The organism is Polyangium fumosum (assembly GCF_005144585.1).
Taxonomy (GTDB): domain Bacteria; phylum Myxococcota_A; class Polyangia; order Polyangiales; family Polyangiaceae; genus Polyangium; species Polyangium fumosum.
Window position 1 is genome coordinate 277,231 of sequence record NZ_SSMQ01000004.1, and the last position, 25,876, is coordinate 303,106.

Here is a 25,876-nt window from a genome sequence, read left to right on the forward strand (position 1 = left end):
GCCCGCCGCGGTGGTAGTCTCGGGGCCTGCTCCACGCGTCGTACCACGAGCGCATGAGCCCCGTGCAAAACCAATGAAGATCCCCCCGGCGGCCCACCGCGCCGCACTCGTACTCGCCCTCCTTGCGATCGTCGCCTTCCGGATCGTCGCGTTCGTCCCGAAAGCGCCGCCGGCGAGCCCGACGCCGCAGGCGTTTTCCGTGGATCTCGCCGCAGCCCACGTGGCGCACCTCGCCGCGGCGCCGCGTCCTCCGGGTACCTCGGGCCACGACGCCGCGCAGGAGCTCATCCGCGCCGAGCTCACGCGCCTCGGCATCCCCGTGGAGATCCAGCGCGCCACGGCGCTCGGCACGCACTGGGGCGTGCCGTACGACGGCGCCCGCGTCGAGAACCTCGTCGCGCGTTTGCCCGGGCGCGAGCGTGGCCCGGCCCTCGCGCTCGTCGCCCATTACGACTCCGTTCCGAATGCGCCCGGCGCGGCCGACGACGCGAGCGGCGTCGCCGTCTTGCTGGAGACGGCCCGCGCCCTCCGCGCAGGCCCCGCGCTCCGCAAGGACGTGATCTTCCTGTTCACGGACGCCGAAGAAGCCGGCGTGCTCGGCGGGAACGTCTTCGTCCGGGAGCACCCGTCCTTCCGCGACATCGGCCTCGTGCTGAACTTCGACGCGCGTGGCACACGAGGCCCCGTCGGGCTCATCGAGACGAGCGCCGACGCCGGCGCGCTCGTGCGGCATTTCGCGGACGCCGCGCCCGATCCCGTCGCCACGTCGCTTTTCCCCGAAATCGCGCGCCGCCTCGGCCACCAGACCGATTTTTTCCCGTTCCGCCAGGCCGGCGTGCCCGGGATGAATTTCGCGGCCGCCGACGGGGCCGCCCATTACCATTCCCCCGTCGACGCCCCGGCGCACCTCGACCGGCGCACCCTCGCGCACGCGGGGACGCTCGCGACCTCGCTCGCGCGGCGCTTCGGCGATCTCGAGCTCACGACCCTCGCGGCCGAGCCGGTCGTTTATTTCGACGTGCCGGGGCTCGGGCTCATCGTGTACGGCCGCGCGTGGGCGATGCCGATAGCGATGATCCCCGCAGCTTTGTTCGCCTTCGCGCTCCTCTCTGCCGTACGACGCGGACAAGCACGCCCGGCTCGTGTGCTCGCCGGTTTCGGCGTGCTCCTCGCCTCGCTCGTGCTCGCGGCCGGGCTCGCCGCCGGCTTCGTCGCCGCGCTCCGCGCCCTCGCGCCCGTGTGGGGCGTTTTCCGCGGGGATCCCTTCGATCCGGGCCTCGCGCGCATCGCCCTCGCCCTGCTCGGCGTCGCCGTTTTTGCCGCCGCCCATCGGTTTTTCCGGGCACGCCTCTCCCCCTTCGAGCTCGCGCTCGGCGCGGCCTCGGCCTGGCTCCTCCTCGCGTTCGTGACGGCCGCGCTCCTGCCAGGCGCGAGTTTTCTGTTTGCCCTCCCGCTCGCCGCGTCGCTCGCGGGCCTGCTCGTCTGGCAAAGGCGCCCTGCTCCGCAATCGCCGTCGAGCGGCCTCTGGCTCCTGCTCTCCGCGCTTCCTGCGCTCGTCCTCGTCGTCCCGGTCCCTTATCTCCTCTTCGTCGCCCTCGGCTTGCCGCGGGCCGCGCCGGCCGTCGCCGTCGTCGTCCTCCTCGCGGGCCTCCTCGCCCCGCTCTTCGAGGTTTTCGGCGCGGGCGCCTCGCGAAAGCCCGCCCTCGGCCTCGCGGCCGCCTTCGTGGTCACGCTCGGTTTGGCCGTCGTGACAAACCCCTTCTCGCCGGCGCGGCCGCGCCCGGCTTGCCTCGCTTATGCCTTCGACGCCGATCGCCGCGAGGCCGTCTGGACGACGACCGAGGACAAACCCACGCCCTGGACGACCTTGCACATCCCCGAGGCCACGCGCCGCGCCGCTCGTTTCTCGCTCCCCGACCAAGGGACGCTCCGGTACGAGGCCGAGGCGCCGCCGCTCGACCTCCCGCCGCCCCAGTTCGAGGCCCTCGGCGACACGATCCACGAGGGGATCCGCACCCTCCGCTTTCGCCTTCGCTCGGGCCGGAGCGCCCCCTTCGTCCTCGTCTCGGTCACCTCGGAGGCGCCCCTCCGCGGCGCGACGATCGACGGGCGACGCGTGGACGAGCCAAGCGCCTTTCGAGCGACGGCCGCCGAGCCCTGGGGTTTTACCTTCCAGGGTTTGCCCGCGGAGGGCATCGAAGGATCGATCGACCTCGCGCCCGGCGCGCCCGTGACCGTGCGGGTGGTCGATCGGACCTACGCCTTGCCCGAGCAGCTCCTCCGCGCGCCCATCCCCGCCGACGTGATGCTGATGCCCTTCCGAATCGCCGGCTCGACGTTCGTCGCCGCCGAGCGCACCTTCGGCCCGGGCCCCTGAATCAGGCCGGCTTCTTCCAGCCCCTCTTCTTCGCCATCCCGCCGGCGGCCTTCCTCGTTCCGTCGCGCAAAGGCTCCCATAACGGCAGCGCCGGCACGATCGGGTCATCGGCTTCGGCGGCGGCGCGCCGAAGGGCCTGCGTGTCCACGGGCCCGCCCTGGGGCCACAACACCTCGCCTTGCCCCTCGCCCACGATGTCGAGCGCGTCGATCACCTTGCCGCGCGTCACGCCCAGCGTGTCGTGCACCAAGAGGCCCGGCCGGAAAGGCTCTTCCCGCTCGACGAGCGCGCGCTCGAAGGCCGCTTCGTCGAACGTCGCGCTTCCCTCGATTCCGAAGCCGAGCTCCTGCGGAGAGGCAGCGATCGTCTTTTTTTCGTACGTCCGGAGGCCCCCCTTGTCGATCACGACGCGCTCGCCCTCCCCGTCGATCATCGCGCGGCCCTCGAAGCCGTCGGGCGTGAAACGCATGGCCACGTCGTAGTCGTTCATGTCCGACGAGGCCCACGCCACGTATTGCCAATCCCGCTCGCCTGCTTTCCTCCGCGCCTCGGCCGGCGCCGCGGCCACGTCGTCCCCGAGGAAGGCCTCGCAACCAAACGAAAAAGCGAGTGATTTCTGCCGGAAGTTTCCCGGGAAGTAAAACACCGCCTCGACGCGCGGGCTCACGGCCACGCGCACGAGCCTCTCGCCCGCGAAGCGCGGCTCCACGTCGGCCCACGGATCCACGATGGCCTTCGCCGAGCAGCGACGTTTGTCGTACAGATACGCGACGAATAGGTAGCTCACGGTACCGAGGAAAGCATGGGGGCGGCAGGACGACAACACGTCCCGCCGACGAACCCACGCCGATGGTACGACCCTGAAGCATCCATCGCTGGCATTTCCCGTTCGGATCGTCGTCCCGTCGAATTCGTGCCGCGTCTCCGATTCCGATCCCGTGGACGACGACGGCATCCCCCACGACGGCGGCCGCGGAGCCGTCGCGTCGGCGCGCAGTGTCAAGTGACACTTGACACTTTGCAGTCCTGCCGGTACAAGCGAGCCATGGAGCTCGACAAGGCCACGATCCAAGCCGAGACGCGCAAAAGCGGAGGCGCCGCGGATCTCCTGCCCGCCAGGATCGTCGTCCGGCTCGAAGCGCTGGTGCGTGACGTACGGACGGTCTTGAACGACTTCACCGGCGCGCGCCCCGCGCCGTACGCGGTCCGCAAGCCGCTCGCCCGGCACCTCCTCGCCTTCACGACTTCGCCTTCCCCCACGTCGAGCGCCGGCATCACGCCGCGCAGGCTCCGCGTCACGCGCGTCGTACGCGAGACCGCGGACGCCGTCTCGCTCTCGCTCACCGATCCCGAGGGCCGCCGCATCGCCTTCGTCCCTGGCCAGTTCTTCACCGTGCTCGTCACGCTCGCGAGCGGCGAGATCCTCCGCCGCGCCTATTCGATCTCGAGCCTTCCCGACGAAGACGGCGCCGCTGCCGAGGTGACGATCACCATCAAACGAATGCCCGGCGGCCGCGCCTCGAACCACCTGAACGAGCGGGTCGCGGAAGGAGACGTCCTCGACGTGCTCGGGCCCTCCGGCAGCTTCACAGCGGCGCCGGATCCCGCGGCGCGAAGGCACCTCGTCTTGATCGCGGGCGGCAGCGGCATCACGCCGCTCGCCTCGATCACGCGGACCACGCTCGCGCGCGAGCCCGAGAGCCGCGTCTCGCTCGTGTACGGAAACCGGGGCGAGGCCGACATCATCTTCCGCGAGGCGCTCGCTTCCCTCGTCGAAACCCACGCGGATCGCTTCACGCTCCGCCACGTGCTCTCCGAGCCGCCCGCGGGTTTCACGGGACGCACCGGCCTGCTCGATCACGACAACGTCACGCGCGAGCTCGACGTGCTCGCCGCGGCCTCCGGCCTCGACGCAGGCGCCACCGATTATTATGTCTGCGGGCCCGAGCCGATGATGATCGCGGCGCGGGAAGCGCTGCTCGCCCGTGGCGTCGCTCCTGCTCGCATCCACGAGGAACGGTTCTCCGCCCCCGCGCGCCGCACCACGCCGGCGCTCCCCACGAGCTCCGCCCCGATCGAGATCCGCCTCCGCGGCCGGACGAAGACCGTGACCGCCGCGCCCGGACAAACCCTGCTCGAAGCGGGCCTCGCCGCGTCGTTGCCCATGCCGTTCTCGTGTACGATGGGCGGGTGCGGCGTGTGCAAGATCAAGCTCCTGTCGGGGGACGTGACGAGCGAAGAGCCGAATTGCCTGCAAGAGGAAGAGAAAAACCAGGGGTTCGTCCTCGCGTGCGTGTCCCGCGCGGCGGCGCCGTGCACGGTGGAAGTCCCGTGATGGACGTCGCCCTCGCGAGCAAGGAGCCCACGCGCGAAGCTCGGCCTGCCCGAGCGAAGACCCCGAGCGTGGGGGGGTTCGGGGGCGAAGCTCGGCCTGCCCGAGCGAAGACCCCGAGCGTCGACCGCGAGGCGTACCCGTATCGCATGAAGGATCTCTGCGAGCGGACCGGTTTGCCGCGACAGGTCGTCCATTTCTACATCCAGCAGGGCCTCGTGCCGGAGGGCCACAAGACCGGCCGCAACATGGCGTATTACGGCGAGGAGCACCTCGCCCGGATCCTCCTCGTGCGCAAGCTCCAGCACGAGCGGTTCCTCCCGCTGCGCGCCATCAAGGCCCTGCTCGAAGAGCGCGACGAGGCCTTCAGCCCCGCGCAACGCAGGTTCGTCCACGAGGTGAAAGCCCGCCTCAGCAGGGCGCTCGGCGCGCGCGCGGACAAACCCACGACGGCGGACGCGAACGAGCTCATCCAGAAGCTCGGCCTCGCGCGCAAGGATCTCGAGGACATGGTCCATCTCGGCCTCATCGCGGCCGCGGAGGAGCACGACGCCTCGGGGCGCGCGCGGCTCGTCGTGGCGAGCGACGATACGTGGATCCTGGAGACGTTCGCCGAGTTCCGGCGGATCGGCTTCACCGAGTCGATTGGCTTTTCGGCGCGCGACATCGTGATGTACGAGGAGGCCATGAGCGCGCTCTTCGCCCGCGAGGCGAAGCTCCTCGCCGACCGCCTCTCCTCGCTCTCGCCCGAGCAAGCCGCCACCATGGTCGAGCGGGCGCTGCCGCTCATCAACGCCTTTTTGGTCCGTTATCACGACGCCCTGGCGAGGAACTTCCTCGCGACGCTTTGACATCAAACGGGTTTCGGAGGAGACATACGATGTTCGACACGAGCCGGCTCACGAGGTTCCTCCCGCCGAGGATGCAATCGCAGATCGACGCGTATTTCGAGGCGTTCGAGGTCCTCCTCTCGGTCAAAGATCCCAAGGTGCTCGGCGCGCTCGGCCCCTCGGGCGTGCGAGGGCTGCTCCTGCACCGGGGCAAACAAGGCACGCCGACGGACATGCCCGCGACGCACGCGGCCCATTTCGACTGGACGTACCCGAGCGATCAGCCCGAAATGGCCGACCTCTACCGCCGCGCCAAGCTCGGCCAATGGAACGGCGACGATCTGCCCTGGAATACGAGCGTCGATCCGCTCGATCCCGAGATCCCGCTCATCCCCGAGGAGTTCCTCTCCTTCGAGGACATCGAGGAGCTCGGCATCAAGCTCGATGCGCTGGAGCGGAGGAAGCTCAGCTACAGCATGTGCGCCTGGATGCTCAGCCAGTTCTTGCACGGCGAGCAGGGCGCGCTCTTCGCCGCCGCGCAGGTGACCGAGGCCGTCCAGTTCTTCGACGGCAAGCTCTACGGCGCGACGCAGGTGATGGATGAGGGCCGGCACGTCGAGGTCTTCAACCGGTACCTCGATACAAAGCTCGAGAAGCTCTACCAGATCAACGACAACCTCTTCGTGATCATCGACTCGCTCATGACCGACGGCCGCTGGGACATGAAGTTCCTCGGCATGCAGATCATGGTCGAGGGCCTCGCGCTCGGCGCGTTCAGCACGCTGTACAAGCAGACGAAGGAGCCGCTCTTGAAGGAGCTCCTCAAGATGATCATCCAGGACGAGGCGCGGCATGTGCATTACGGCGTCTGCGCGCTGCGCGAGCACTTCACGAAACACCTGACGGAACGCGAGCGGCAGGAGCGCGAGGACTGGGCCTTCGAGGTCGCGCTGCTCATGCGCAACCGCTTCGCCGCGTACGAGGTCTACGAGGAGTGGTTCGAGGGCCGGATGACGCGCGCCGATTGGCGAAACGTGGTGTACCGGTCGCAGGGGATGGAGGAGTTCCGGACCGTGATGTTCAGCCGCCTCGTGCCGAACCTGCGCGAGATCGGCCTGCTCTCCCCGCGCATCATGCCGCGGTACGAGGAGGTCGGCCTGATGCGGTACTTCGGCGGGCTCGCCGCGGACCAGCTCACGGCGGAGAAGCTGCTCTCGGATCTACATTGAGTCAGGGCGGGACGGGGAGCGTGACGGTCGTCAAGCGGCACGGTCGCCTCCACCATCCCCAGCGCCTCAGGATCCCTCGAGCCCGCGCCACGGCTTCGGGAAGAAGCGCCATTTGCCATTCACGCGCGTGAGCCCGTCGAACGCCATGCCGAGCGTCTCCCCGGGCTTGACGAACTTGAACCGAACCCAGCGGACGCCCGGCTTCATGGCCTCCACGGCCTTCTTGTATCCGCCGGGGAAGTTCGGCCCGTCGCCCTGGCCCGCCGCGATCTCCTCCGTCGTCGCCGAATACAGGAGGAGCTGGGTTTGTCCCTCTTTCGGGCTGATGGCCGCGTTCGGGTCGGACCACATCTTCTTGTAATGTGATTCGAGCTTGCCCGCGGCGTCGTCCTTGAAGACGGCCTTGTAATCGTCGGTCGTCGGCTCGAGCTGCTTCGTGAGCGCCGCATGATCCGCGCCCGGCCTCAAGAACGCCTCGAGCAGCGCCTTCGCCGCGTCCAGGTCCCCGCCGCCCGACGGCGCCGCCGCTCTCTCGCCCGCGGGGGTTTGCCCCGGCGCGGCCTTCCCCTCGGCGGCGGCCCTGGGCTCGGGCGCCGCCTCTCCGCCCGCCTTGTCGGACTTGGTGCACCCCGCGGAGCAGAACATCCCCACGACGAGCGATACGGCAAACAACGAACGAATGGACACGGCCACCTCCCTCGGGCGCACGCGCGCCGCGGCGCGCGAGTCTAAGCGACGCGCGCGCCGGCCGTAAACCCCGGCGCTCGGGAAAAGGGCGCGGCGAGCCGCGTCCGACGGGAAAGGTCGTCGCTCAAAAGACCTGCCCGGACGAGCCCGCGACGCCCGCGTTGCCAGACGAGGTGCCGCCCGCACCGCCGGTGCCGGGGGTGAGCGTGTTGCCCGTGACCGAGACCAAGGAGCTGCCGACACGGTACACGGCAAACGAGGGGCCTCCCGCGCCGCCGCCGCCATGCCCGCCATTGCCACCCTTGCCGCCGGTGCCGCCATTGCCGCCCTGGCCCACCTCGGCGGTGCACGTCGCCGCGCCCGCACCGCCGCTGCCGCCGGCGCCCCCTGCAGCACCTGCGCCGCCGCTGCCGCCGGCTCCGCCCTTCGCGCTCCGGATCGTATTGCCCGTCAGGGTCAATCCGTTCGAATTGAGGACGAAGAGCCCGAACGATCCCCCGCCCGCGCCGCCGCCGCCGCCGCCGGTGCCGCCGCAGCCGCCCGCGCCGCCGCCGCCGCCGCCGTTGCCCGTGCCATTGATGACGAACGCGCCCGTCTGGCCGCCACCACCACCACCGCCGCCGCCGCCATTGCCGTGCACGCCGGTCACGCCGGTCACGCCCGCGTTGCCGATCCAGAACAGGGTCGCGGTCGATCCGCCACTGCCGCCCGTCCCGTTCCCGCCGTTCGTCCCCGCCGTGCCGAGCTGGCCGCCCGCGCCGTCCGTTCCCGTATTGCCCGCGGAGCCGCCGATCCCGCCGACCGTGCCTCCGGTGCCCGAGAGCCCCGCTCCACCACCCGTCGCGTAGCCGCCTTTGCCGCCGAGGCCGCCGGTCCGGCTGCACACGCTCGACCCGCCCGAGCCGCCGGCGGCCGAGGTGTTGGAATCGCAGGCGCCAGGCCCGCCCGCGGCCCCATTGCCTCCGATCCCACCGGCGGTCCCCGCCGCCCCCGCCGCCCCGGCCCCCGCCGCCCCGGCGGAGAGCGCGCTGTTTTTCAGGACGAGCGACGGGCAGTTGTTGCAGTACATCGCGTAATTCGAGATGCTCGCCGTGTTCGTGTCGAGCGTCTGGATCGTCATCCTGTCGACGGTCATCGCCATGACGAGGTCCTTGCCCTCGACCGCGCTCACGCGCCCGTTCACCACGCCGCTCGATTGAATCGTCGCCACGTAGGCCGCGCTCCGCGCCCAGCCGTTCTGCGCCGAGTATCCACCGTACACGGACACGCCGTTCGCCAGCGTGATGCGTCCGTCGTAGAGCCCCTGCGACACGTACACCTGCTTCTTGCCGAGGACGACGGCCCGCGAGATCCCCGCGGAGATCGTCGCCATCGGCGACTCGCGCGTGCCCGGGTTCAGGTCATTTCCGGTTTTCGCGACGAACACGGCCGCGGACGCGTCGCCATCGATGCCGTCGCAATTCGTGTCGGCGAAGCCGTCGTCGGGCAAGTCTGCCCCGACGAACGTGCACTCGCAGCCGTTCTGCGGGGAGCCGTCGACGTCGACGTAGCCGGGCAGGCAGGAGACGAGCTGGCACATGCCGGACGAGCAGGTCGATTGCGCGTTCGGGATGAGCATCCCGCAGTCGTTGTTGCAGCCGCCGCAGTTCTCCGCGTCGTTCAGGTGGTTCGTCTCGCAGCCGGTCGAGGCCACCCCGTCGCAGTTGCCGAAGCCCATGGCGCAGGCGCCGAGCGTGCAGGTGCCCGACACGCAGGATTCGGCGGCGTTCGCGAGATCGCACGCGGCGTTGCACGCGCCGCAATGCGCGAGGGTCGTCTGGAGGTTCGTCTCGCAGCCGGTCGAGCCCATGCCATCGCAGTTGCCGAACCCGCTGTCGCAGGCGCCGAGCGTGCAGGTGCCCGACACGCAGGACTCGGCGGCGTTCGCGAGGTTGCACGCGGCGTTGCACGCGCCGCAATGCGCGAGGGTCGTTTGCAGGTTCGTCTCGCACCCGTTGCTCGGAATCTGGTCGCAATTGCCGAACGGCGCGGTGCACGCGGCCGGCACGCAGGCGCCGCCCATGCACGCCTCGCTCGCATTCGCGAGATCGCAGGCGTAGTTGCAGCCGCCGCAATGCAGCACGTCGTTTGTCACGTCCGTCTCGCAGCCATCGGCCGCCACGTCGTTGCAATCCCCGAATCCCGTGGTGCACGCGCCCGGCTTGCAAGATCCGGCCACGCAGACGGCCGTGGTGTTCGGCAAGCTGCACGCGTTGTCGCAGGCGCCGCAATGATCCGAGCTCGTCAGGATGTCCGTGTCGCAGCCGTTCGTCGGATCGGCGTCGCAGACGGCCTGGCCTTGCGGGCAGCCCTCGGCGGTCCCCACGATGGGCACGAGCACGCCGGCCGCCGGGGCGCCGCCGATCGTCGCTGTGACCTCCACGTCGAGCGGATCGAGCGGCTCGGCGAGGCCGGGCGAGGTATACGTGACCTCGAAATGCAAGGATGTGCCGGGCGGCCTGTCGAACGGCAACGTGACCGGCACGCGAATGGGCGGATTGGGCGCGTCCGGCACGAACCGGACCACCTCGACGGAAAAGTCGGGGCTCGCCACGTTCACCGACTGGAACGACGCGGTTGCGTTCGAGGCATTGTCCACGCGGAAGAGCCGCATCCGGGTCGTCCCTGCGGGCACGACGCCATACGAGAGTTCCTCGGGGCTCGCGCAAGCGCCCTCCGGCCCCGCGTCGTTCAGCACACAGAGCTCGAGTCCCACCACGGGACCGCCGCCCGCGCCGCCCGCGCCGCCTGCGCCGCCCGCGCCGCCGGCCCCACCTGTCCCCCCTCCACCGCCTGCGCCGCCGAGGCCGCCGGCGCCACCCATGCCTGCGTCACCGCCGACGCCGCCCGCGCCGCCGACGCCACCCACGCCGCCTGTGCCCCCCGTACCCGCGGCTCCGCCGTCGCCCCCGGTCCCGCCGCCTCCTGCGTCACCACCTCCGCCGCCGCTCCCGCTCGGCGATCCGCTCGCGCCGGCCGTGCCGCTCGTACCGACTTCGCCTCCTTCCGCGCATGAAACCGCGTGAAACGCCGCGAGGCTGAGCCAGGCGGAGGAAACCAGGAGGCCCATCGTGGTGCGGAAGGGTCGACTCGGCATGTCAAACCATCAAACACGAATTCGGTCCTTTGTCCACGAAGCAACCTGCTCAAGCAATCGCGGTCACCTTCTTTTCGTCCGATGCTTCGATCCTCCGTCGGAAACACCTCCCCGTGCGTTGCAAATTGCAACGGTTCGTCCGCGGACACTTCGGGGAGGTGTCGAATTTCCGACACGTCCCTCCATCGGCGCACACACGACGACCTTGTTTCGATCGGACACGAGCCGTGATAGCGTCTGTCGTCAGTATGATGGTGGCGCCGCCGCCCGGGACCATCCTGCTGGGCAAATACCGCGTCGAGCAAGAGCTCGGCTGCGGCGGGATGGGTGTGGTCCTCGAAGCGACGCACCTCGCGCTCGGCCAGACCGTCGCCATCAAGCTCTTGAACCCGGCGCTCGCGCTCTCTTCGGACGTCGTGACGCGGTTTCTCCGCGAGGCGCGCATCGCCGCGACGTTGCCCTCCGAGCACATCGCGCGCGTGAGCGACGTCGGGCAGACCGAGACGGGCGCGCCGTACCTCGTGATGGAGCGGCTCTACGGGCACGACCTCGAAGCCGAGCTCACGCGGCGCGGCAAGCTCCCCGTCGCCGAGGCCGTCGACCTCGCGCTCGAGGCCTGCGAGGGCATCGCGGCGGCCCACGCGCAGGGCCTCGTGCATCGGGACCTCAAGCCGGCGAACCTCTTCCTCGCCGAGCGCCCGCTCCGCCCGCGCGTGCTCAAGGTGCTCGACTTCGGCCTCTCGAAAGACGCGCCGGGGCACAGCGCGTCCATTACCGGGACCGACGCGGTCTTCGGCACCCCGCAGTACATGTCCCCCGAGCAGATCCAGTCGACGAAGAACGTCGACGCGCGCAGTGATCAGCACGCGCTCGGGATGATCCTGTACGAGATGCTCGCGGGCGCGCCGCCCTACGCGGCCGAGAGCATCACGCAGCTCATCGTCGTCATCGCCACGCAGCCGCCGCCGCGCGTGCGCGAAAAACGCCCCGAGGTCCACGCGCGGCTCGAAGAGGCGATCCTGCGCGCCCTGGCGAAGCGGCCGCACGAGCGATTCGCGGACCTCGGCGCGTTCGCGGAGGCGATCGCGCCCTTCGGCGGCCCCGAAGCGCGCACCCGAGCCACGCGCATCGGCCAGGCGCTCGTGGGCACGGCGAGCCTCGACAACACCGGGCCCAGGCGCCCCTCGCGCGTGCCGACGGACCAAGCGATCACGCTCCCACGCGCCCCCGCGCACACGCACGCGGGCTTCACGAGCTCCGTCGACCTGGGCGACGCGCGAGGCCGAAAGAAACGCGCGGCGATCTTCGCGACGGGTAGCCTCGTCGCGACCGCGCTGCTCGTCTCGCTCGTCGTCGTCACGCAACACGCCGCGACGCCCGAGGCCACAACGACGCCGCCCGAGGCCACGCCCGCGGCGCGCGCGCCCGAGCCGACGACGCCGCCGCCTCCGCAGGTCACGGCCGCGGCGCCGCCCCCCGCCGCGACGTCGTCCGCGGCCACGAGCACGACCCCGGCGAAGACCACGAAGGCGCCGACGCCGACGAAGACTTCGAAGCAAACGCAAACCATCAAGCAAACGGTGGGGATTTTCGGTGGCAAGCGCAAATAAGTTCATCCTCGTCGCCGCGTCGCTCCTCGCCTTCGCGCCCGCCGCGGCCCGCGCGGACGACGAACCCCCGCTCACGTCGCCCGCGGATCCCAGCGAGGCGGCGACGCTCGCCGAGACCCTCTTCCAGGACGGCAAGCGCCTGCTCGAACAGGGCGCGTTCGTCGAGGCTTGCACGAAGCTCGCGCAGAGCGACGCGCTCGATCCGGCGATCGGCACGCTCGGACTGCTCGCGGCCTGCCACGAGCAGGAGGGCCGCACCGCCACCGCGTGGCGCGAGTACGGTGAGACGGCCCGGCGCGCGGAGGCCGTGAACGACGAGCGCGGCGCGTTCGCCCGGCAGCGCGCGAGCGCGCTCGAACCGGAGTTGCCGCGCCTGCTCGTGCGGCTCCCGAAGGGCGCCGAGGGGGCCGCCGTCTTCCGCAACGGCGTGCGCCTCGCGCCGGACGAGCTCGGGGTCGCCCAGCCCATCGATCCGGGCACGTACGAGATCGTCGCGCGCCTCGCGGGCCGCCCCGAGTTCCGCGCCACGGTCACGGCGCAGGCGCGCAAGGTCGCCGAGGTCGAGATCCCCGACTGGAATCGCCCTGCGCCCGTGGAGCCGGCGAAGAAAAATCCGGCGCCATCGGATCCTGGGACCTCCAATCTTTTGACCTCCAAGGGACTTGACGCGCGCAAGGTGGGCGCACTCGTGGCCGGCGGGGTGGGCTTCACCGGGCTCGCGGTCGCGGGGGCCTTCGCGCTTTCGGCCAGCAGTCGGAACGCCGCGTCGGTCTCGTTCCAGGCGTCCTGCACGACGGCGGCCTCGTGCGCGCGCGGCCGCGAGCTCCGCGAGGACGCGCTTCGGTCAGCCACGGTAGCGAATGTCGCTTTTGGCATGGGCGCCGCCAGCGCGGTGACGGCGCTCGTGCTCGTTTTGCTCCCCGAGCGCACCGAGGCCCCCAAGCCCGCGCCGCGGACGGGTTTCCACTACGAAGTCGCGCCTTTCGCCGATCGGACCGGGGGCGGAGCGCTTCTTATCGGAAATTTCTGATCCGAGCGCTGCGAGTTGCCTTGCGGAGCGCATGCTCGGCCGGGTAAATTACTGAACATGCGTTCCATTCTGTTCATAGCATCGGGTTTGGGTTTGCTGGTGTCCATGACCGGCTGCGCCGATCTCCTCGGCATCGAGGCGTGGCAGGACCCGGCGAATGCGGACGGGAGCGGGAACAACGGCGCCGGGGCGAAGGGGGAGGGGGACTCTGGCGCGGGGGGTGAGGGCGGCGCGGGCGGCGAAGGGCCTGCCGATCCGTGTAGCAATGGCGTGCAGGACGGGGACGAGTCGGACGTCGATTGCGGCGGCTCCGCGTGCGGCGCGTGCCCCGACGGCGCCGCGTGCGCGAACGACCAGGATTGCACGAGTGTGTTCTGCTCGTTCCGGCAGCTCTGCGCGCCTGTCGACGGGCGCGTCACGTGCGGCGAGGAGGGCGAGCAAGGCCCGAGCTGCGGCGACTGCATCAAGAACAGCGACGAGACCGACATCGATTGCGGCGGCGACGCCTGCCATCCGTGCCGGCAAGGCAAGGCGTGCCTCCAGGACGCCGATTGCCTCGGCGCCGTGTGCGTAGCGAACCAGTGCGCGCTCGGCGCGCCGGGCGTCGATTGCTACGCGAACGCCGATTGCGCGAGCGGACAATGCCTCGGCGCGGATCTCCTGGGCGGCGCTTGCCAGTAGCGATTATCCCTCGGCGTACTCCTTGAGCTTCCGATAAAGGGTCGCCACACCAATCCCGAGCTTCGCCGCGGCCTCCTTGCGGTTTCCTCCCTCGGCCGCGAGCGTCGCGAGGATGTGCGCCCGCTCGACCTCGGCGAGCGGGCGCGGGGAAAACCCAGCTTCACGCGAGGTCGTTGCTGCGGCTGCGCCTCCGATCTCGGGCGGCAGATCGATCCCTTCGATCGTCGGCCCCTCCGAGAGGATCCGCGCCCGCTCCATCGCATTGACGAGCTCGCGCACGTTGCCCGGCCAGGCGTGCTCGTACAGCGCACGGCACGCCGATTTGCCGAGCTCCTTCGGCGCCTCCCCTTCCCGCGCCGCTGCCTCCGAGAGCTGCCGCCGTGCGATCGGCAAGATGTCCTCCGGCCGCTCGCGGAGCGGCGGGATCGCGATCTCCACGACCCGCAGCCGGAAATAGAGATCCTGCCGAAAGCGCCCCTGCGCCACGGCCGCCGCGAGATTTCGGTGCGTCGCCGCCACGATCCGCACGTCGATCGGGCGCGTCCGGTTCTCGCCCACCCGCCGCACCTCGCGCTCTTCCAGCACCCGGAGCAATTTCGCCTGCATCGCGAGCGGGATCTCGCCCACCTCGTCGAGGAACAACGTCCCGCCCCGCGCCGCCTCGAAGAGCCCCGCCCGCTCCGTCACGGCCCCGCTGAATGCGCCTTTCGCGTGCCCGAAGAGCTCGCTCTCGAGCAGGCTCTCCGGCACGGCCGCGCAGTTGATCGCCACCATCGGCCCCGCCACGCGCGGCGACGCGTCGTGCACGAGCCGCGCGATCCTCTCCTTGCCCACCCCGCTCTCGCCGAGCAGGAGCACCGTCGCGTTTGTCCGGGCGACCCGCCGCGCCATCGCGACCACGCTCCGCATGGCCTCGCTCCGCGCCACGAGCCCCGGCACCTCGGTCTCCTCGTCGCCCGCCGAGAGCAGCCGCTCGGCGCGAAGCAGCCGCGTCTCTGCGCGCCGCAGGGCCCGCTGCACGTGCCGGAGCGAGGCGTCGAGGCAGTCCGTCTCGTAAAACGGCAGGTGCGGCACGATCGCCTCACCCCACTCTTCACGGCTCCGCCCGATCATCCGGCACACGGCGTCCCCCTTCCCGCGGCACGACTCCTCCAGCGCGAAGATCGGCCGACCATTGACGCGGCTCAGGTATCCGCTCGCGAATCCCGCGAGCGTCCAGCACACCGGCTCCGTCGCTTGCCCGAGGTGCAAGAGGTGCTGCTCTGCCTCGTACGAGTCGTGCCATATCGCGTCGGCGAACGGCTCGGGCCCGGGGCGCCCGTCGGGCTCGACCGGCTCGAACGTCACGAGCCCCCACAGCCGATGCAGCCGCCCGCCCGCGATGCGCCATTCCCGCTCGTCCGCCCAGGGGATCCCCTCGCGCAGCGCCTCCGCCGTCCGCCAGCCGTGGCCGTAGCCGAAGCGCGTCAGCACCGCGCGCGCCGCGTGGTAGCCGAAGCTCTCGATGAGCTGCTTGCGCAGGAGCCCGAGCGCGACCGCGTCGAAGAGGAGCACGCGCTCGCCCGCGAAGCGCATCACCCCGCCCTTCGGGCCGAACGAGAACAGATCCGAGAGCCGCAGATCGGCGGCCCGCATGCCCGCGGTTTTCATCTTGAGAGCCCCGAGTCTATCATTTTGATAGACGGCGGCAGCACGAACCTCGCGTTTCCCGCCGAAAAAGCGCCTCCCGGAGCTTGGCCCGGCTCGTGCTTATCTCGAGGGCGAACGGACAGCGCCCCGCACGAAGCCGGGGACCGAAGGAGACCACGATGATCACGCTGCGACGCTCGGAAGACCGCGGACACGCGAACCACGGCTGGCTCGACTCGTACCATACGTTCTCGTTCGCCAACTATTACGATCCGGCGCACATGGGCTTCCGGTCGCTCCGGGTCATCAACGAGGACCGCGTATCGCCGGCCCAGGGCTTCGGCACGCACCCGCACCGGGACATGGAGATCCTCTCGTACGTGCTCGAAGGCGCCCTCTCGCACAAGGACTCGATGGGCAACGGCTCGATGATCCGGCCGGGCGACGTACAGCGCATGACCGCGGGCACGGGCGTCTCGCATAGCGAGTTCAACGGATCGCGCAAGGATGGCGTGCATTTCCTGCAGATCTGGATCGCGCCCGAGGAGCGCGGGATCACGCCGGGGTACGAGCAGAAGAACTTCTCGGACGAGGAGAAACAGGGCCGGCTCCGCCTCATCGCTTCGCGCGACGGCCGCGACGGCAGCGTCACGATCCACCAGGACGCGAGCGTGTATGCGGGGCTCCTCGCCGACGGTGAAGAGGCGCGCCACGCGCTCGCGGACGGCAGGCACGCCTACGTGCACGTCGCGAAGGGCGAAGTGAAGCTCGGCGAAACCGTGCTCCACGCGGGCGACGGCGCGGCCATCAGCGGCGAAAAGGAGCTCGTCTTCAGCGGCCACGGAAAAGGAGAGGTGCTGCTCTTCGATCTTGCGTGATAGCGTACGCGCCCTTCTCCGCTCGGGGGCTCCGCTCGGACACGCCGAGCGAGCCCTCGAACCCCTCACCTTCCGACCTTGGACGGAGCGAGACAGCCACCATGCCCAACGTAGCGATCATCTATTATTCGTCGACCGGGACCAACCACGCCATGGCGCAGGCCGTGGGCGAAGGCGCGAGCACGGCGGGGGCCGAGGTCCGCGTCCGCCTCGTCGCCGAAACCGCGCCCGACGCGGCCATCGATCGGAACCCCGCGTGGCGCGCGTTCCTCGACAAAACGAAGGACGAGCCGAAGGCCTCGCTCGAAGACCTCGACTGGGCCGACGCCGTCGTCATCGGCACGCCCACGCGCTTCGGCAACGTGTCGTCGCAGATGAAGTCGTTCATCGACACGGCGGGCGGGCTCTGGTTCCAGGGCAAACTTGCGAACAAGGTGTATTCGGGGTTCACCTCGGCGCAGAACGCAAATGGCGGCCAGGAATCGACGCTGCTCGCGCTTTACAACACGTTCTACCACTGGGGCGGCGTCATCGTGACACCGGGCTACACCGATTCGCTCGTGTTCGCGTCCGGCGGCAACCCCTACGGCCCCTCCGTCACGGCGAACGGCGCGCCCACCGAGCACGACATCGCGCACGCGAAGTACCTCGGCAAGCGCGTCGCCGAAATGGCGAAGAAGATCCGCGGCTGACGACGCGCCGCTCCATGCTGCGCCGCAGCACGCACACCTGGCGTCCTTTTGCAGTGCGGCAATTGCTCCCCTTCCGACACTTCTTCGCAGCCGCAGCATCAAACGGACCTCCCGGTTCGAACGATGCTTGAAAACCCCTCAGATCATCGATAGGCATGGACGACCCGCACTTGCTGCGGTCGCACAACCGGGGCTCCCCGGCGGGCGCTGCCCAGGAGGTTTCCATGCTGCAATCTTCGCTTCCACGTCGTTCGTTTGCGCTCACGGCCCTCTTCGCGGCCCTCTCCGCCGTGGGCTGCGTGGCGTCGCCCGTCGAGGAGTTCGCTCCGGGCGACGAAGAGACCAACGAAGCCAGCTCCGACCTCACGTTCATCTCCGATTACGAGGCCTATTTCGATCCCCCCGCGACCACGACGTTCTCGCAGAGCTACAAGCTCGTCGGCGCCATCACGCCCCCGAGCTGGTCCTGGGGCAAGATCGAGCTGCTCGAAGGGCGGCAGAAGTTCCGCACCGAGGGGTACAACCTGCGCACGGCGAAGGGCCGCTGGCAGGACACGTTCCAGGACTCCACCTATCCCTTGCGCACCTACTTCGGCGCCCTGAACCAGCAGCTCGTCGACGGGTTCAACATCCAATACCAGAACACCTGCGCCGGCGCCGTCGGCTCGACCTCGGCCGCCGCTTGTCCGGACAAGGGCCCCACGCGCCCCGAGGCGCGCTTCGTGCTCCTGCATCACGGCCCGAAGACCGCGCTCGATCAGTGTGACAAGACGAAGGCCCCGGTGCTGCTCGTGCACGGCGCCATGCAAAACGCGAACGTCTGGCTCCGGCCGAGCGGCGACGACGGCACGGGCAAGCTCTACCCCGGCATGACGCAGGCGACGGGCTTCGTGCAGGCGCTCGAGGCCGAAGGCTTCTGCACCTACGCCACGACCTTCGGCAACTTCCACGGCGACAACTTCAACCAGGCCATTCACATCGCGAACGCGCTCTCGCGCATCCGCTCGCTCACGGGGAGGCCGAAGGTCAACCTCGTCGCCTGGAGCAAGGGCGTCGTCGCGGCGGACCTCTACATGTCGAGCCCCGCGACCTGGACCGATTGGGGCCCGAAGTATTTCGAGCAGCTCGCGGCGCTCCAATCGCTCGGCGTCCCGAACTTCCGCAAGGACGTGCGCACGTACGTCGCGCTCTCCGGCCCGCACCTCGGCATCGACCTGAACTTCCGCCACCCGTTCAACCCGCTGCTCATCTACAGCACGGCGGAGAACGCGCCGCTCGGCCAGGGGCCCGTGACGTGGAGCTACATGTCCGCCGTGCAATGCGTGACGTGGGGCTATGCGGACTCGCCGAACGACATCTTCCCGAACCCGTATGCCTACTCCGTCTGCGAGAACCGCGGCGGCACGTGGCTCGATTACTGGCGCCGCATTTACACGTCGAACATCACGGGCCTCGACACGACCGGCAAGCCCCTCGCGCCGAAGTCGCTGAAGACGCTGAACACGGAGCAAGGCGCCTCGTCGACGGGGTACTCGTTCGACAAGTACAACCTGGCCATGTGGGGCTCGGTCGACGACAAGGGCAAGCTCGTCTCGGCCTACCTCGGCCAGATGCAGGTCACCTACGATCTGCGCTCGTATTACCCGCTCCCGAACCGGCAGGACGATCCGATCAGCTACGACTGGTCCACGCTCGACACGGACGAGACGAAATGGCGCGACTGGATCGCCATCAAGACCAACTACAACCCGGCGAACATCTTCGGCGGCGCCGGCTGGATCATGGACGACGCCGGGCACACGACCTGCCGCGCGACCGCGTACGATCCCGCGACTGCTTGCCGCGCGAAGCACCTCTACTACGACAGCCTCACCGCGGAGTCGTATTCGCTCGGGTATGCGCAGTACAAGCTGATGGACGGCATTGGCATCAAGGCCGTCGCGGAGATGGGCGGCAACCTCATCGATCGGCTCCGGGCGCGTGGCCTCAGCACGAGCCTCGATTACCTCTACGTGCTGCACGGCACCTCGGGCGGCACGAGCGGCCAGGTCTTCGAGATCGACGGCATGGCCTGCCCGACCTGTGATCCCAAGGGCGACGGCGTGCTCTTCGACGTCAGCATCGCGGCGCGGGATCAGCTCACGCAGGGCTGGACCAGCACGAACAAGACGAACAAGTCGAAGCAGGAAGGCGTGCCCTACGGCCACCTCGAAGTCGGCGTGACGCCCGCCGTTTGGACGAAGATGATCACGCAGTTCAAGGCGCTGCCCTGATCCGGATCAATACGGGTCTGCCGGGCTCGTCACGCCGTTCGCGGCGCTGAGGGGCTCGGCGGGCACGCTCGTTTCGCCCGACGGGAATTGCAGCGTATCCCCGGCCGCGAGCCGATGATACGATAGCCCAGAATACACGAGCGGCTTTCCGGCCTCGCAGCTCGTGGGCTTCTCGTTCGCCACCACGAGATACACCTTCCCCTCCCCTATCACCTCGCCTTTGCCCTGGGCGTCGATCACGACCGCGGTCTGCTCGTCCACGCCGATCCCCTTGGCCTTCGGGGCCCAGCCGTCCGTGAGGATCCGCCCGAGGAAACCGACGAGGCGGCCCATCCGATCGCGGGGCACGAAATGGGAGTCCGTGATGAACCCGGCGAGCGGCGGGAATGCAAAGAAATCACGCTCCATCGTCATATAGACGTTGTACGGATCGAGCAGCGCCTCGTCCGAATAGACGCTGCCCTCGTGCGCGGCGAACACGAACTCGCCGAGCACGGCACAACCCGCGCTCGTCCCGCCGACGATGCCGCCGCGCTGCCAGACCGAGGCGATCGCCGAGGCGAGGGCCGTGCCGCGCCAGAAGGTCACGTAATCGGACTGATCGCCGCCAGCGAGGAAGATGCCCTCGGCGTGCTCGACGCGCCATTTCACGTAGTCGCTGTTCGCGAGCTCCTTGCTCGTGACGAGCATCGTCTCGACCGAATCCGAGGCGCTGAGCTCCTGCAGATACTCGTTGTACCCGTCGGCGCCCGAGGCCCGAAGGACGACGACGTCACCGCCCGCGATGCGCGGCTTCCACCAAGTGAATGCGGCGTCCACGTCCGTCGAGCCGCCCATCAAGATGAGGCCCGGCCCTGCGGGGGTCACGTCCGCGTCCGCGTCGTTGCCCGTCACGTAATGCTCGAGCCCCGCGGGCGGCTCGGGGCTCACGGCGTTGCCGCCCGCGCCCCCGCTCCCGCCTGCGCCGCCACTTCCGCCCCCGCCCCCGCTTCCGCCTGCGCCGCCACTTCCGCCTGCGCCGCCACTTCCGCCTGCGCCCCCGCTCCCATTTCCTTCTCCGCCCCCGCAACCGGCGAGCAGCAGGAGGACGACCAGCGAGGCAGCGAGTTTTCCGGTTCGCGTCAGCATCCCCCCCGAATACCCGCGTCACGAGCACACGTCAATCTGCGACGCAGACTACACAGTATCTCCCCCCACACACTATCATCCGTCATGACGGACGAGCAGTAAATTTCACTGGACACGTCCGTTATAGCGGACATATGCTCCTCATCGTGGCGCACAATCCGACGGGTGGGAGGGCGGACCGACGCACGGCGATCACCGCCTTGATCGTAGGCGCGCTCGGGCTCTTGGCCTGCGGCAAGTCCCAACCCGGGGGCGCGGCCCAGGAGGTCGAGCTCCTGAACGTCTCGTACGACCCGACCCGGGAGCTCTGGCGGGACCTGAACGAAAAGTTCATCGCCGCCTACGAAAAAGAATCGGGCACGAAGGTCACCCTCAAGCAATCCCACGGCGGCTCCAGCACGCAGGCCCGGGCCGTCATCGACGGACTCGAAGCCGACGTCGTCACGCTCGCCTCCTACCTCGATACCGACGCCATCAGCAAAAAGGGCCTCATCCAGCCGAACTGGATCGACAAGCTCCCTTCCCGCTCCTTGCCGTACACGTCCACGGTCATCTTCGTGGTGCGAAGGGGCAATCCGAAGGGAATCAAGGATTGGCCGGACCTCATCAAGCCCGGCGTCGAGGTGATCACGCCGAACCCGAAAACCTCGGGCAACGGCTACCTCTCCTTCTTCAGCGCGTGGGGCTCCGTCGTCCTGCGCGGCGGCTCGCGGGACGACGCGATCCAGTACGTCACGCAATTGTACAAGCAGGTCCCCGTCCTCGATTCCGGCGCGCGCGGCGCGACCACCACGTTCGTCCAGAAGAAGCTCGGCGACGTCCACCTGGCCTGGGAAAACGAAGCCCACCTCGAAGTGCGCGAAGCGAAGGGCGAGCTCGAGCTCGTGTATCCGCCCATCAGCATCCGCGCCGAGCCCCACGTGGCCATCGTCGACGGCAACGTCGATCGCAAGAACACCCGCAAAGCCGCGGAGGCGTATCTCAAGTTCGCCTATACCGCCGAGGGGCAAGAGATCGCCGCGAAGCACTTCTACCGGCCGACGAACGAGGCCATTCTCAAGAAACACGCCGCGACCTTCCCGGAACTCCGGCTCTTCGCCATCACCGAGATCGCGAAGGACTTCCCCGACGCGCACAAGCAATTCGTCGGCGAGGGCGGCGTCTTCGACACCATCTACAGCCCGAAGAAGTAGCCGCGGATGGCGAGCGTGAACCGAAGGGTGCTCCCGGGTTTCTCCCTGACCCTGGGGTATACGGTCTTTTACCTCGGCCTCCTCGTGCTCCTGCCGATCACGGCCGTCTTCGTCAAAGCCAGCTCGCTCTCGCTGCACGATTTCTTGGGCGCGGTTTGGACCGAGCGCGCGCGCGCCGCCTATCTCCTGACCTTCGGGACCTCGTTCCTCGCGGCTCTCACGAACGTCGTCCTCGGCGCGCTCCTCGCCTGGGTGCTCACACGATACACGTTCCCGGGCAAACGTATCCTCGACGCGCTCGTCGACCTGCCCCTGGCGCTGCCGACCGCCGTCGGCGGCCTCGTCTACGCGAGCCTGTACGTGGAGAATGGCTGGCTCGGCCGCCATCTCGTCCCCCTCGGGATCCGCGGCGCGTATACAAGGCTCGGGATCGTGCTCGTCCTGGTCTTCGTCGGCCTGCCTTTCGTCGTGCGGACCGTGCAGCCCGTCCTGGAAGACCTCGATCCGGAGACCGAAGAAGCCTCCTCTTCCCTCGGGGCTACACGCTGGCAGACGTTCGCCTTCGTGATCCTTCCGACGCTGGTTCCCGCATTGATCACGGGGTTTGCCCTCGCGTTCGCCCGTTCCATCGGCGAATACGGATCGGTCGTCTTCATCTCGGGCAACATGCCGTTCAAGACCGAGATCGCCCCCATTTTGATCGTCGCCCGCCTGGAGGAGTTCGCGTATGGCGAGGCGACGGCCATCGCGGTCGTGCTGCTCGTCATTTCGTTCTCGATGCTGCTCGTGGTCAACCTCCTGGAGAGCTGGAGCCGGCGCCATGACCGTTGAGACGACGGAGGTCCGCGACGCGCCTCGAACGCGGGCCGCGGCGACGAAAATCCGGCGGGCGCAGCAGGATCCCGCGTGGCTGCGATGGATCCTCACCGGGCTCGCCATCGCCGTCGTCGTCGTGCTCATCGTCCTTCCCGTGCTCCACGTATTCGCCGGGGCGCTGGCCGAGGGCGCGGGGGTTTACTGGAAAAACCTCGTCGAAGATCCCGACACGCGCCACGCCATCGGCCTGACGCTCACGGTCGTGCCCATCGCGGTCGCGGCAAACGTGGTCTTCGGCGTCGCGGCGGCCTGGGCGATCGCGCGGTTTTCCTTCCCGGGACGAACCTTGCTCACGGCCCTGATCGACCTGCCCTTCTCGGTCTCCCCCGTCGTCGCCGGGCTCATGTTCGTGCTGATCTTCGGCCTCCAGGGCTATTTCGGGGCCTTCTTGCGCCGCGACGGGTACGCGATCATGCCGTACCTCGTCTCGGCCCTCCTCGTCCTCCTCCTCGCCGTCGCTTCTTTCGTCTTTCGGCCGAGCCAAAGGCGCGCGCGTCGCGGCCTTTGGAAAACGCCTCCCCTCGGCCTGGCCCTCGCAGGCGCCACGGTGTTCGTGTTGCTCGTCCTCGCGCAACAGGCCCTCGGCGTGTGGCCCACGAACAAAAGCCTCAAGATCATCTTCGCCACGCCGGGGCTCGTCCTGGCGACCGCCTTCGTCACGTTTCCTTTCGTGGCGCGCGAGCTCATCCCTGTGATGAACGCCATCGGCGCGGACGAGGAGCTCGCGGCGCTGAGCCTCGGGGCGAACGGCTGGCAAATGTTCTGGCACGTGACGGTGCCGAACGTGAAATGGGGGCTCGTGTACGGCATCATCTTGTGCAACGCCCGCGCCATGGGCGAGTTTGGCGCGGTGTACGTCGTCTCCGGGCACATCGCTGGGGAGACCGACACCATGCCGCTCCGGATCGAAAAGCTGTTCCAGGAATACAACATGCCGGGATCCTTCGCGGTCGCGTCCGTGCTGACGCTGCTCGCCATCGTGACGCTCGTCGTCAAGCGCAAGCTCGAGGATCGCATCCCGGCACCCGAGCAAGGCCGCCGCACGGGGGCGCATCCATGAGCATCCGCATCCAGGGTGTATCGAAGAACTTCGGCAGCTTCCAGGCCCTCGCCGACGTCAGCCTCGACGTCCCGAGCGGCTCGCTCCTCGCCCTGCTCGGCCCGTCCGGCTCGGGGAAAACCACGCTTTTACGGATCATCGCAGGCCTGGAGGTCGCCGATCGGGGCACGGTCCTGCACCACGACGAGAACATCACCGAATACGAGGCCCGTGATCGAAAGGTGGGCTTCGTCTTCCAGCATTATGCCCTGTTCCGGCACATGACGATCGCCGAGAACATCGGGTATGGGCTGCGCGTGCGCGGGGTGCCGAAGCAGGAAAGACAAGTCCGGGTCGACGAGCTCCTCAAGTTGATCCGCCTCGACGGCCTTGGATCACGGTATCCAGCGCAGCTCTCCGGCGGGCAGCGGCAACGCGTCGCCCTCGCCCGCGCGCTCGCGGCGCGTCCGAACGTCCTTTTGCTCGACGAGCCGTTCGGCGCGCTCGACGCCAAGGTACGCACCGAACTCCGGCAATGGCTCCGCAAGCTCCACGAGGAGATTCAGGTCACGAGCGTCTTCGTCACGCACGACCAGGAAGAGGCCTTCGAGGTCGCCGATCACGTGGTCATTATGAACGAAGGACGCATCGAGCAGGTGGGCACGCCCGCCGAGGTATTCGAGCGCCCCGCGAATGCGTTCGTCATGGACTTCCTCGGCAACGTCAACGTCTTCCACGGCCGCGTCGAGCGGGGTCGGGCCGTCGTCTCCGGCCTCACGGTGGCCTATCCCGATTATCCGCACCCCGAGGCGCGGGACGCCGCCGTGTACGTGCGTCCGCACGAGCTCGAAGTCGAGCGAAGCCCCACCGAGGCAGGCAGCCTCGCGGCGAAGGTCCTGCACGTCAATCCGACCGGATCCCGGACCAAGGTAGAGCTCCGCGCGCTTGATTCGAACCAGTTGATCAACGTGGAGCTCACGCCCGAGCGTCTCACCGAGCTCGGCTTGAAATCGGGCGACACCGTCCACGTCGCGCCGCGCAGGGTGCGCGTCTTCGTGCCCGATTACGAGATCTGAACCTCCCGCGTCCTTCCGCCCGATAGCCGAGGAAACGATGGACATGAGCGAATTCGTGATCGGAGAATCCGCCGGGCTCAAGCCGGTGATGGAGCGCGTCCTTCAGGTCGCGCCCACGAACGCGCCGGTGCTCGTGCTGGGCGAGACCGGCTCCGGGAAGGAGGTCATCGCCCGGGCCATCCACGCGCGATCGCGGCGCGCGCAGGGCCCCGTGGTGCGCGTCAATTGCGGCGCCATTCCCTCGGAGCTCATCGATTCGGAGCTCTTCGGCCACGAGCGCGGGGCGTTCACCGGCGCCGTGGGCACGCGCAAAGGCTGGTTCGAGCGCGCGGACGGCGGCACGCTTTTCCTGGACGAGGTCGGCGAGCTGCCGCGCGCAGCGCAGGTGCGCCTCCTGCGCGTGCTCCAGGAGAGCACGATCGAGCGGGTCGGCGGGCACGAGACCATCCACGTGGACGTGCGTATCGTCGCGGCCACCCATCGTCACCTCGAAAGCATGGTGGCCGAAGGGACGTTCCGGGAAGACCTCTGGTATCGCCTGAGCGTCTTCCCCATTCGATTGCCCGCGCTGCGGGATCGCATGGAGGACCTCCCGTCGCTCGCGGCCCATTTCGCCGAGCGCGCGGGCAAACGCCTCGGCGGCCCTGGGCTCACGCCGACGGCCGCCGACCTCGAGCTGCTCCGCCACTACGCCTGGCCGGGCAACGTCCGCGAGCTCGCGACCGTGATCGAACGCGGCGCGATCCTCGGCAATGGCAAGCGGCTCGAACTCGCGGCCGCGCTCGGGGGCCCGACCGTAAAACCGCCCTCGCGCCCCCCCGCCGCGGAAGCGCTCCACGACGCGGAAGAAATCGTGACCCTCGACGAGGCGACGGCCGCACACATTCGACGCGCCCTCGCCGCGCGCGGCGGCCGCATCGAGGGCCCGTTTGGCGCGGCGCGCCTGCTCGGCATCAACCCGCACACGCTGCGCGCGCGCATGCGCAAGCTCGGCATCGAGTGGTCGCACTTCCGCGAACCTTCCGCGGGACCCGCCTCGATGCAGCCGAATCGCTAGAGCAACAAACGGTTCAATTCCACCTGAAGTTACGCGGCCTTGGCCAGCTCGCCCTCACGACGCTGGATGACCTCCAGGTTCAGCAGGATCCCATATCGGCGTAGGTCGAAGACATTGTTTCGG

20 protein-coding genes are annotated in these 25,876 nt (G+C 69.0%); 15 read left to right on the forward strand and 5 right to left on the reverse strand.

Annotated features, from left to right (window positions below; all coding sequences use genetic code 11):
* Positions 1–73: 73 nt before the first annotated feature.
* Positions 74–2,377 carry a M20/M25/M40 family metallo-hydrolase gene (locus E8A74_RS06200; protein ID WP_170228890.1) on the forward strand — a complete coding sequence of 768 codons (2,304 nt, stop codon included), beginning with the start codon at positions 74–76 and terminating at the stop codon, positions 2,375–2,377.
* Position 2,378: 1 nt separating this feature from the next.
* Here E8A74_RS06200 and E8A74_RS06205 read toward each other — a convergent pair whose 3' ends face one another.
* Positions 2,379–3,164, reverse strand: coding sequence for a hypothetical protein (locus tag E8A74_RS06205; protein WP_136927987.1), 786 nt, complete (start codon positions 3,162–3,164; stop codon positions 2,379–2,381).
* Positions 3,165–3,422: 258 nt separating this feature from the next.
* Between E8A74_RS06205 and E8A74_RS06210 the strand changes: the two genes are divergently transcribed.
* From E8A74_RS06210 to E8A74_RS06220, 3 genes are read left to right on the forward strand one after another with little or no spacing between them, the layout of a single operon-like run.
* Positions 3,423–4,712: a ferredoxin--NADP reductase gene (locus E8A74_RS06210; protein ID WP_170228891.1), complete on the forward strand. Its 1,290-nt coding sequence runs from the start codon at positions 3,423–3,425 to the stop codon at positions 4,710–4,712.
* Positions 4,712–5,560 carry a MerR family transcriptional regulator gene (locus E8A74_RS06215; protein WP_232379405.1) on the forward strand — a complete coding sequence of 283 codons (849 nt, stop codon included), beginning with the start codon at positions 4,712–4,714 and terminating at the stop codon, positions 5,558–5,560. Before E8A74_RS06210 ends, E8A74_RS06215 begins: the two co-directional genes overlap by 1 nt.
* Positions 5,561–5,589: 29 nt before the next feature.
* Entirely contained in the window at positions 5,590–6,768 is a 1,179-nt protein-coding gene (locus E8A74_RS06220; RefSeq protein ID WP_232379401.1) for a ferritin-like domain-containing protein, read from the forward strand.
* Positions 6,769–6,834: 66 nt separating this feature from the next.
* On the opposite strand, the gene E8A74_RS06225 is transcribed toward E8A74_RS06220, so the two are convergent.
* Both E8A74_RS06225 and E8A74_RS55445 read right to left on the reverse strand, forming a co-directional pair.
* Complete coding sequence (locus E8A74_RS06225) at positions 6,835–7,455, reverse strand: hypothetical protein (RefSeq protein WP_136927990.1); 621 nt, start codon at positions 7,453–7,455, stop codon at positions 6,835–6,837.
* A 124-nt stretch (positions 7,456–7,579) separates the two neighbouring features.
* Positions 7,580–10,591 (reverse strand): hypothetical protein, encoded by a 3,012-nt coding sequence (locus E8A74_RS55445; protein WP_211365296.1) that lies wholly within the window; start codon positions 10,589–10,591, stop codon positions 7,580–7,582.
* 227 nt (positions 10,592–10,818) lie between these two features.
* Here E8A74_RS55445 and E8A74_RS06240 point away from each other — a divergent pair, with 227 nt between their 5' ends.
* From E8A74_RS06240 to E8A74_RS06250, 3 genes are read left to right on the forward strand one after another with little or no spacing between them, the layout of a single operon-like run.
* The gene (locus E8A74_RS06240) at positions 10,819–12,201 is read left to right on the forward strand and encodes a serine/threonine-protein kinase (RefSeq protein WP_170228892.1); all 1,383 of its coding nucleotides are present in this window, start codon (positions 10,819–10,821) and stop codon (positions 12,199–12,201) included.
* Complete coding sequence (locus E8A74_RS06245) at positions 12,185–13,231, forward strand: hypothetical protein (RefSeq protein ID WP_136927992.1); 1,047 nt, start codon at positions 12,185–12,187, stop codon at positions 13,229–13,231. Before E8A74_RS06240 ends, E8A74_RS06245 begins: the two co-directional genes overlap by 17 nt.
* Before the next feature lie 57 nt (positions 13,232–13,288).
* A complete protein-coding gene (locus E8A74_RS06250) occupies positions 13,289–13,912 on the forward strand; it encodes a hypothetical protein (RefSeq protein WP_136927993.1) in 624 nt (207 codons plus the stop codon).
* A gap of 3 nt (positions 13,913–13,915) precedes the next feature.
* On the opposite strand, the gene E8A74_RS06255 is transcribed toward E8A74_RS06250, so the two are convergent.
* Positions 13,916–15,562 (reverse strand): sigma-54-dependent Fis family transcriptional regulator, encoded by a 1,647-nt coding sequence (locus E8A74_RS06255; protein WP_232379402.1) that lies wholly within the window; start codon positions 15,560–15,562, stop codon positions 13,916–13,918.
* Between the two features lie 158 nt (positions 15,563–15,720).
* On the opposite strand from E8A74_RS06255, the gene E8A74_RS06260 reads away from it, so the two are divergent.
* The 3 genes from E8A74_RS06260 to E8A74_RS06270 all read left to right on the forward strand — a co-directional run bounded on the left by E8A74_RS06260 (position 15,721) and on the right by E8A74_RS06270 (position 19,384).
* A complete protein-coding gene (locus tag E8A74_RS06260; RefSeq protein ID WP_136927994.1) occupies positions 15,721–16,419 on the forward strand; it encodes a pirin family protein in 699 nt (232 codons plus the stop codon).
* Positions 16,420–16,520: 101 nt separating this feature from the next.
* Entirely contained in the window at positions 16,521–17,111 is a 591-nt protein-coding gene (wrbA, locus tag E8A74_RS06265; RefSeq protein WP_136927995.1) for an NAD(P)H:quinone oxidoreductase, read from the forward strand.
* Between the two features lie 224 nt (positions 17,112–17,335).
* A complete protein-coding gene (locus E8A74_RS06270; RefSeq protein ID WP_136927996.1) occupies positions 17,336–19,384 on the forward strand; it encodes an esterase/lipase family protein in 2,049 nt (682 codons plus the stop codon).
* Positions 19,385–19,390: 6 nt separating this feature from the next.
* Here the strand turns inward: E8A74_RS06270 and E8A74_RS06275 are convergent, their stop codons facing one another.
* The gene (locus tag E8A74_RS06275) at positions 19,391–20,512 is read right to left on the reverse strand and encodes a cyanophycinase (protein WP_170228893.1); all 1,122 of its coding nucleotides are present in this window, start codon (positions 20,510–20,512) and stop codon (positions 19,391–19,393) included.
* Positions 20,513–20,646: 134 nt separating this feature from the next.
* Here E8A74_RS06275 and E8A74_RS06285 point away from each other — a divergent pair, with 134 nt between their 5' ends.
* Genes E8A74_RS06285 through E8A74_RS06305 form a run of 5 tightly spaced genes read left to right on the forward strand, consistent with a single transcriptional unit; the run spans position 20,647 to position 25,753 of the window.
* Complete coding sequence (locus E8A74_RS06285) at positions 20,647–21,705, forward strand: sulfate ABC transporter substrate-binding protein (protein WP_136927999.1); 1,059 nt, start codon at positions 20,647–20,649, stop codon at positions 21,703–21,705.
* A gap of 6 nt (positions 21,706–21,711) precedes the next feature.
* Entirely contained in the window at positions 21,712–22,536 is an 825-nt protein-coding gene (cysT, locus tag E8A74_RS06290; RefSeq protein WP_136928000.1) for a sulfate ABC transporter permease subunit CysT, read from the forward strand.
* On the forward strand, positions 22,526–23,641 hold the full coding sequence (locus tag E8A74_RS06295) for a sulfate ABC transporter permease (RefSeq protein WP_136928001.1): 1,116 nt from the start codon (positions 22,526–22,528) through the stop codon (positions 23,639–23,641). Before cysT ends, E8A74_RS06295 begins: the two co-directional genes overlap by 11 nt.
* Positions 23,638–24,696: a sulfate/molybdate ABC transporter ATP-binding protein gene (locus E8A74_RS06300; RefSeq protein WP_136928002.1), complete on the forward strand. Its 1,059-nt coding sequence runs from the start codon at positions 23,638–23,640 to the stop codon at positions 24,694–24,696. Before E8A74_RS06295 ends, E8A74_RS06300 begins: the two co-directional genes overlap by 4 nt.
* Positions 24,697–24,739: 43 nt before the next feature.
* Entirely contained in the window at positions 24,740–25,753 is a 1,014-nt protein-coding gene (locus tag E8A74_RS06305) for a sigma-54 interaction domain-containing protein (protein ID WP_136928003.1), read from the forward strand.
* Positions 25,754–25,876: the final 123 nt, after the last annotated feature.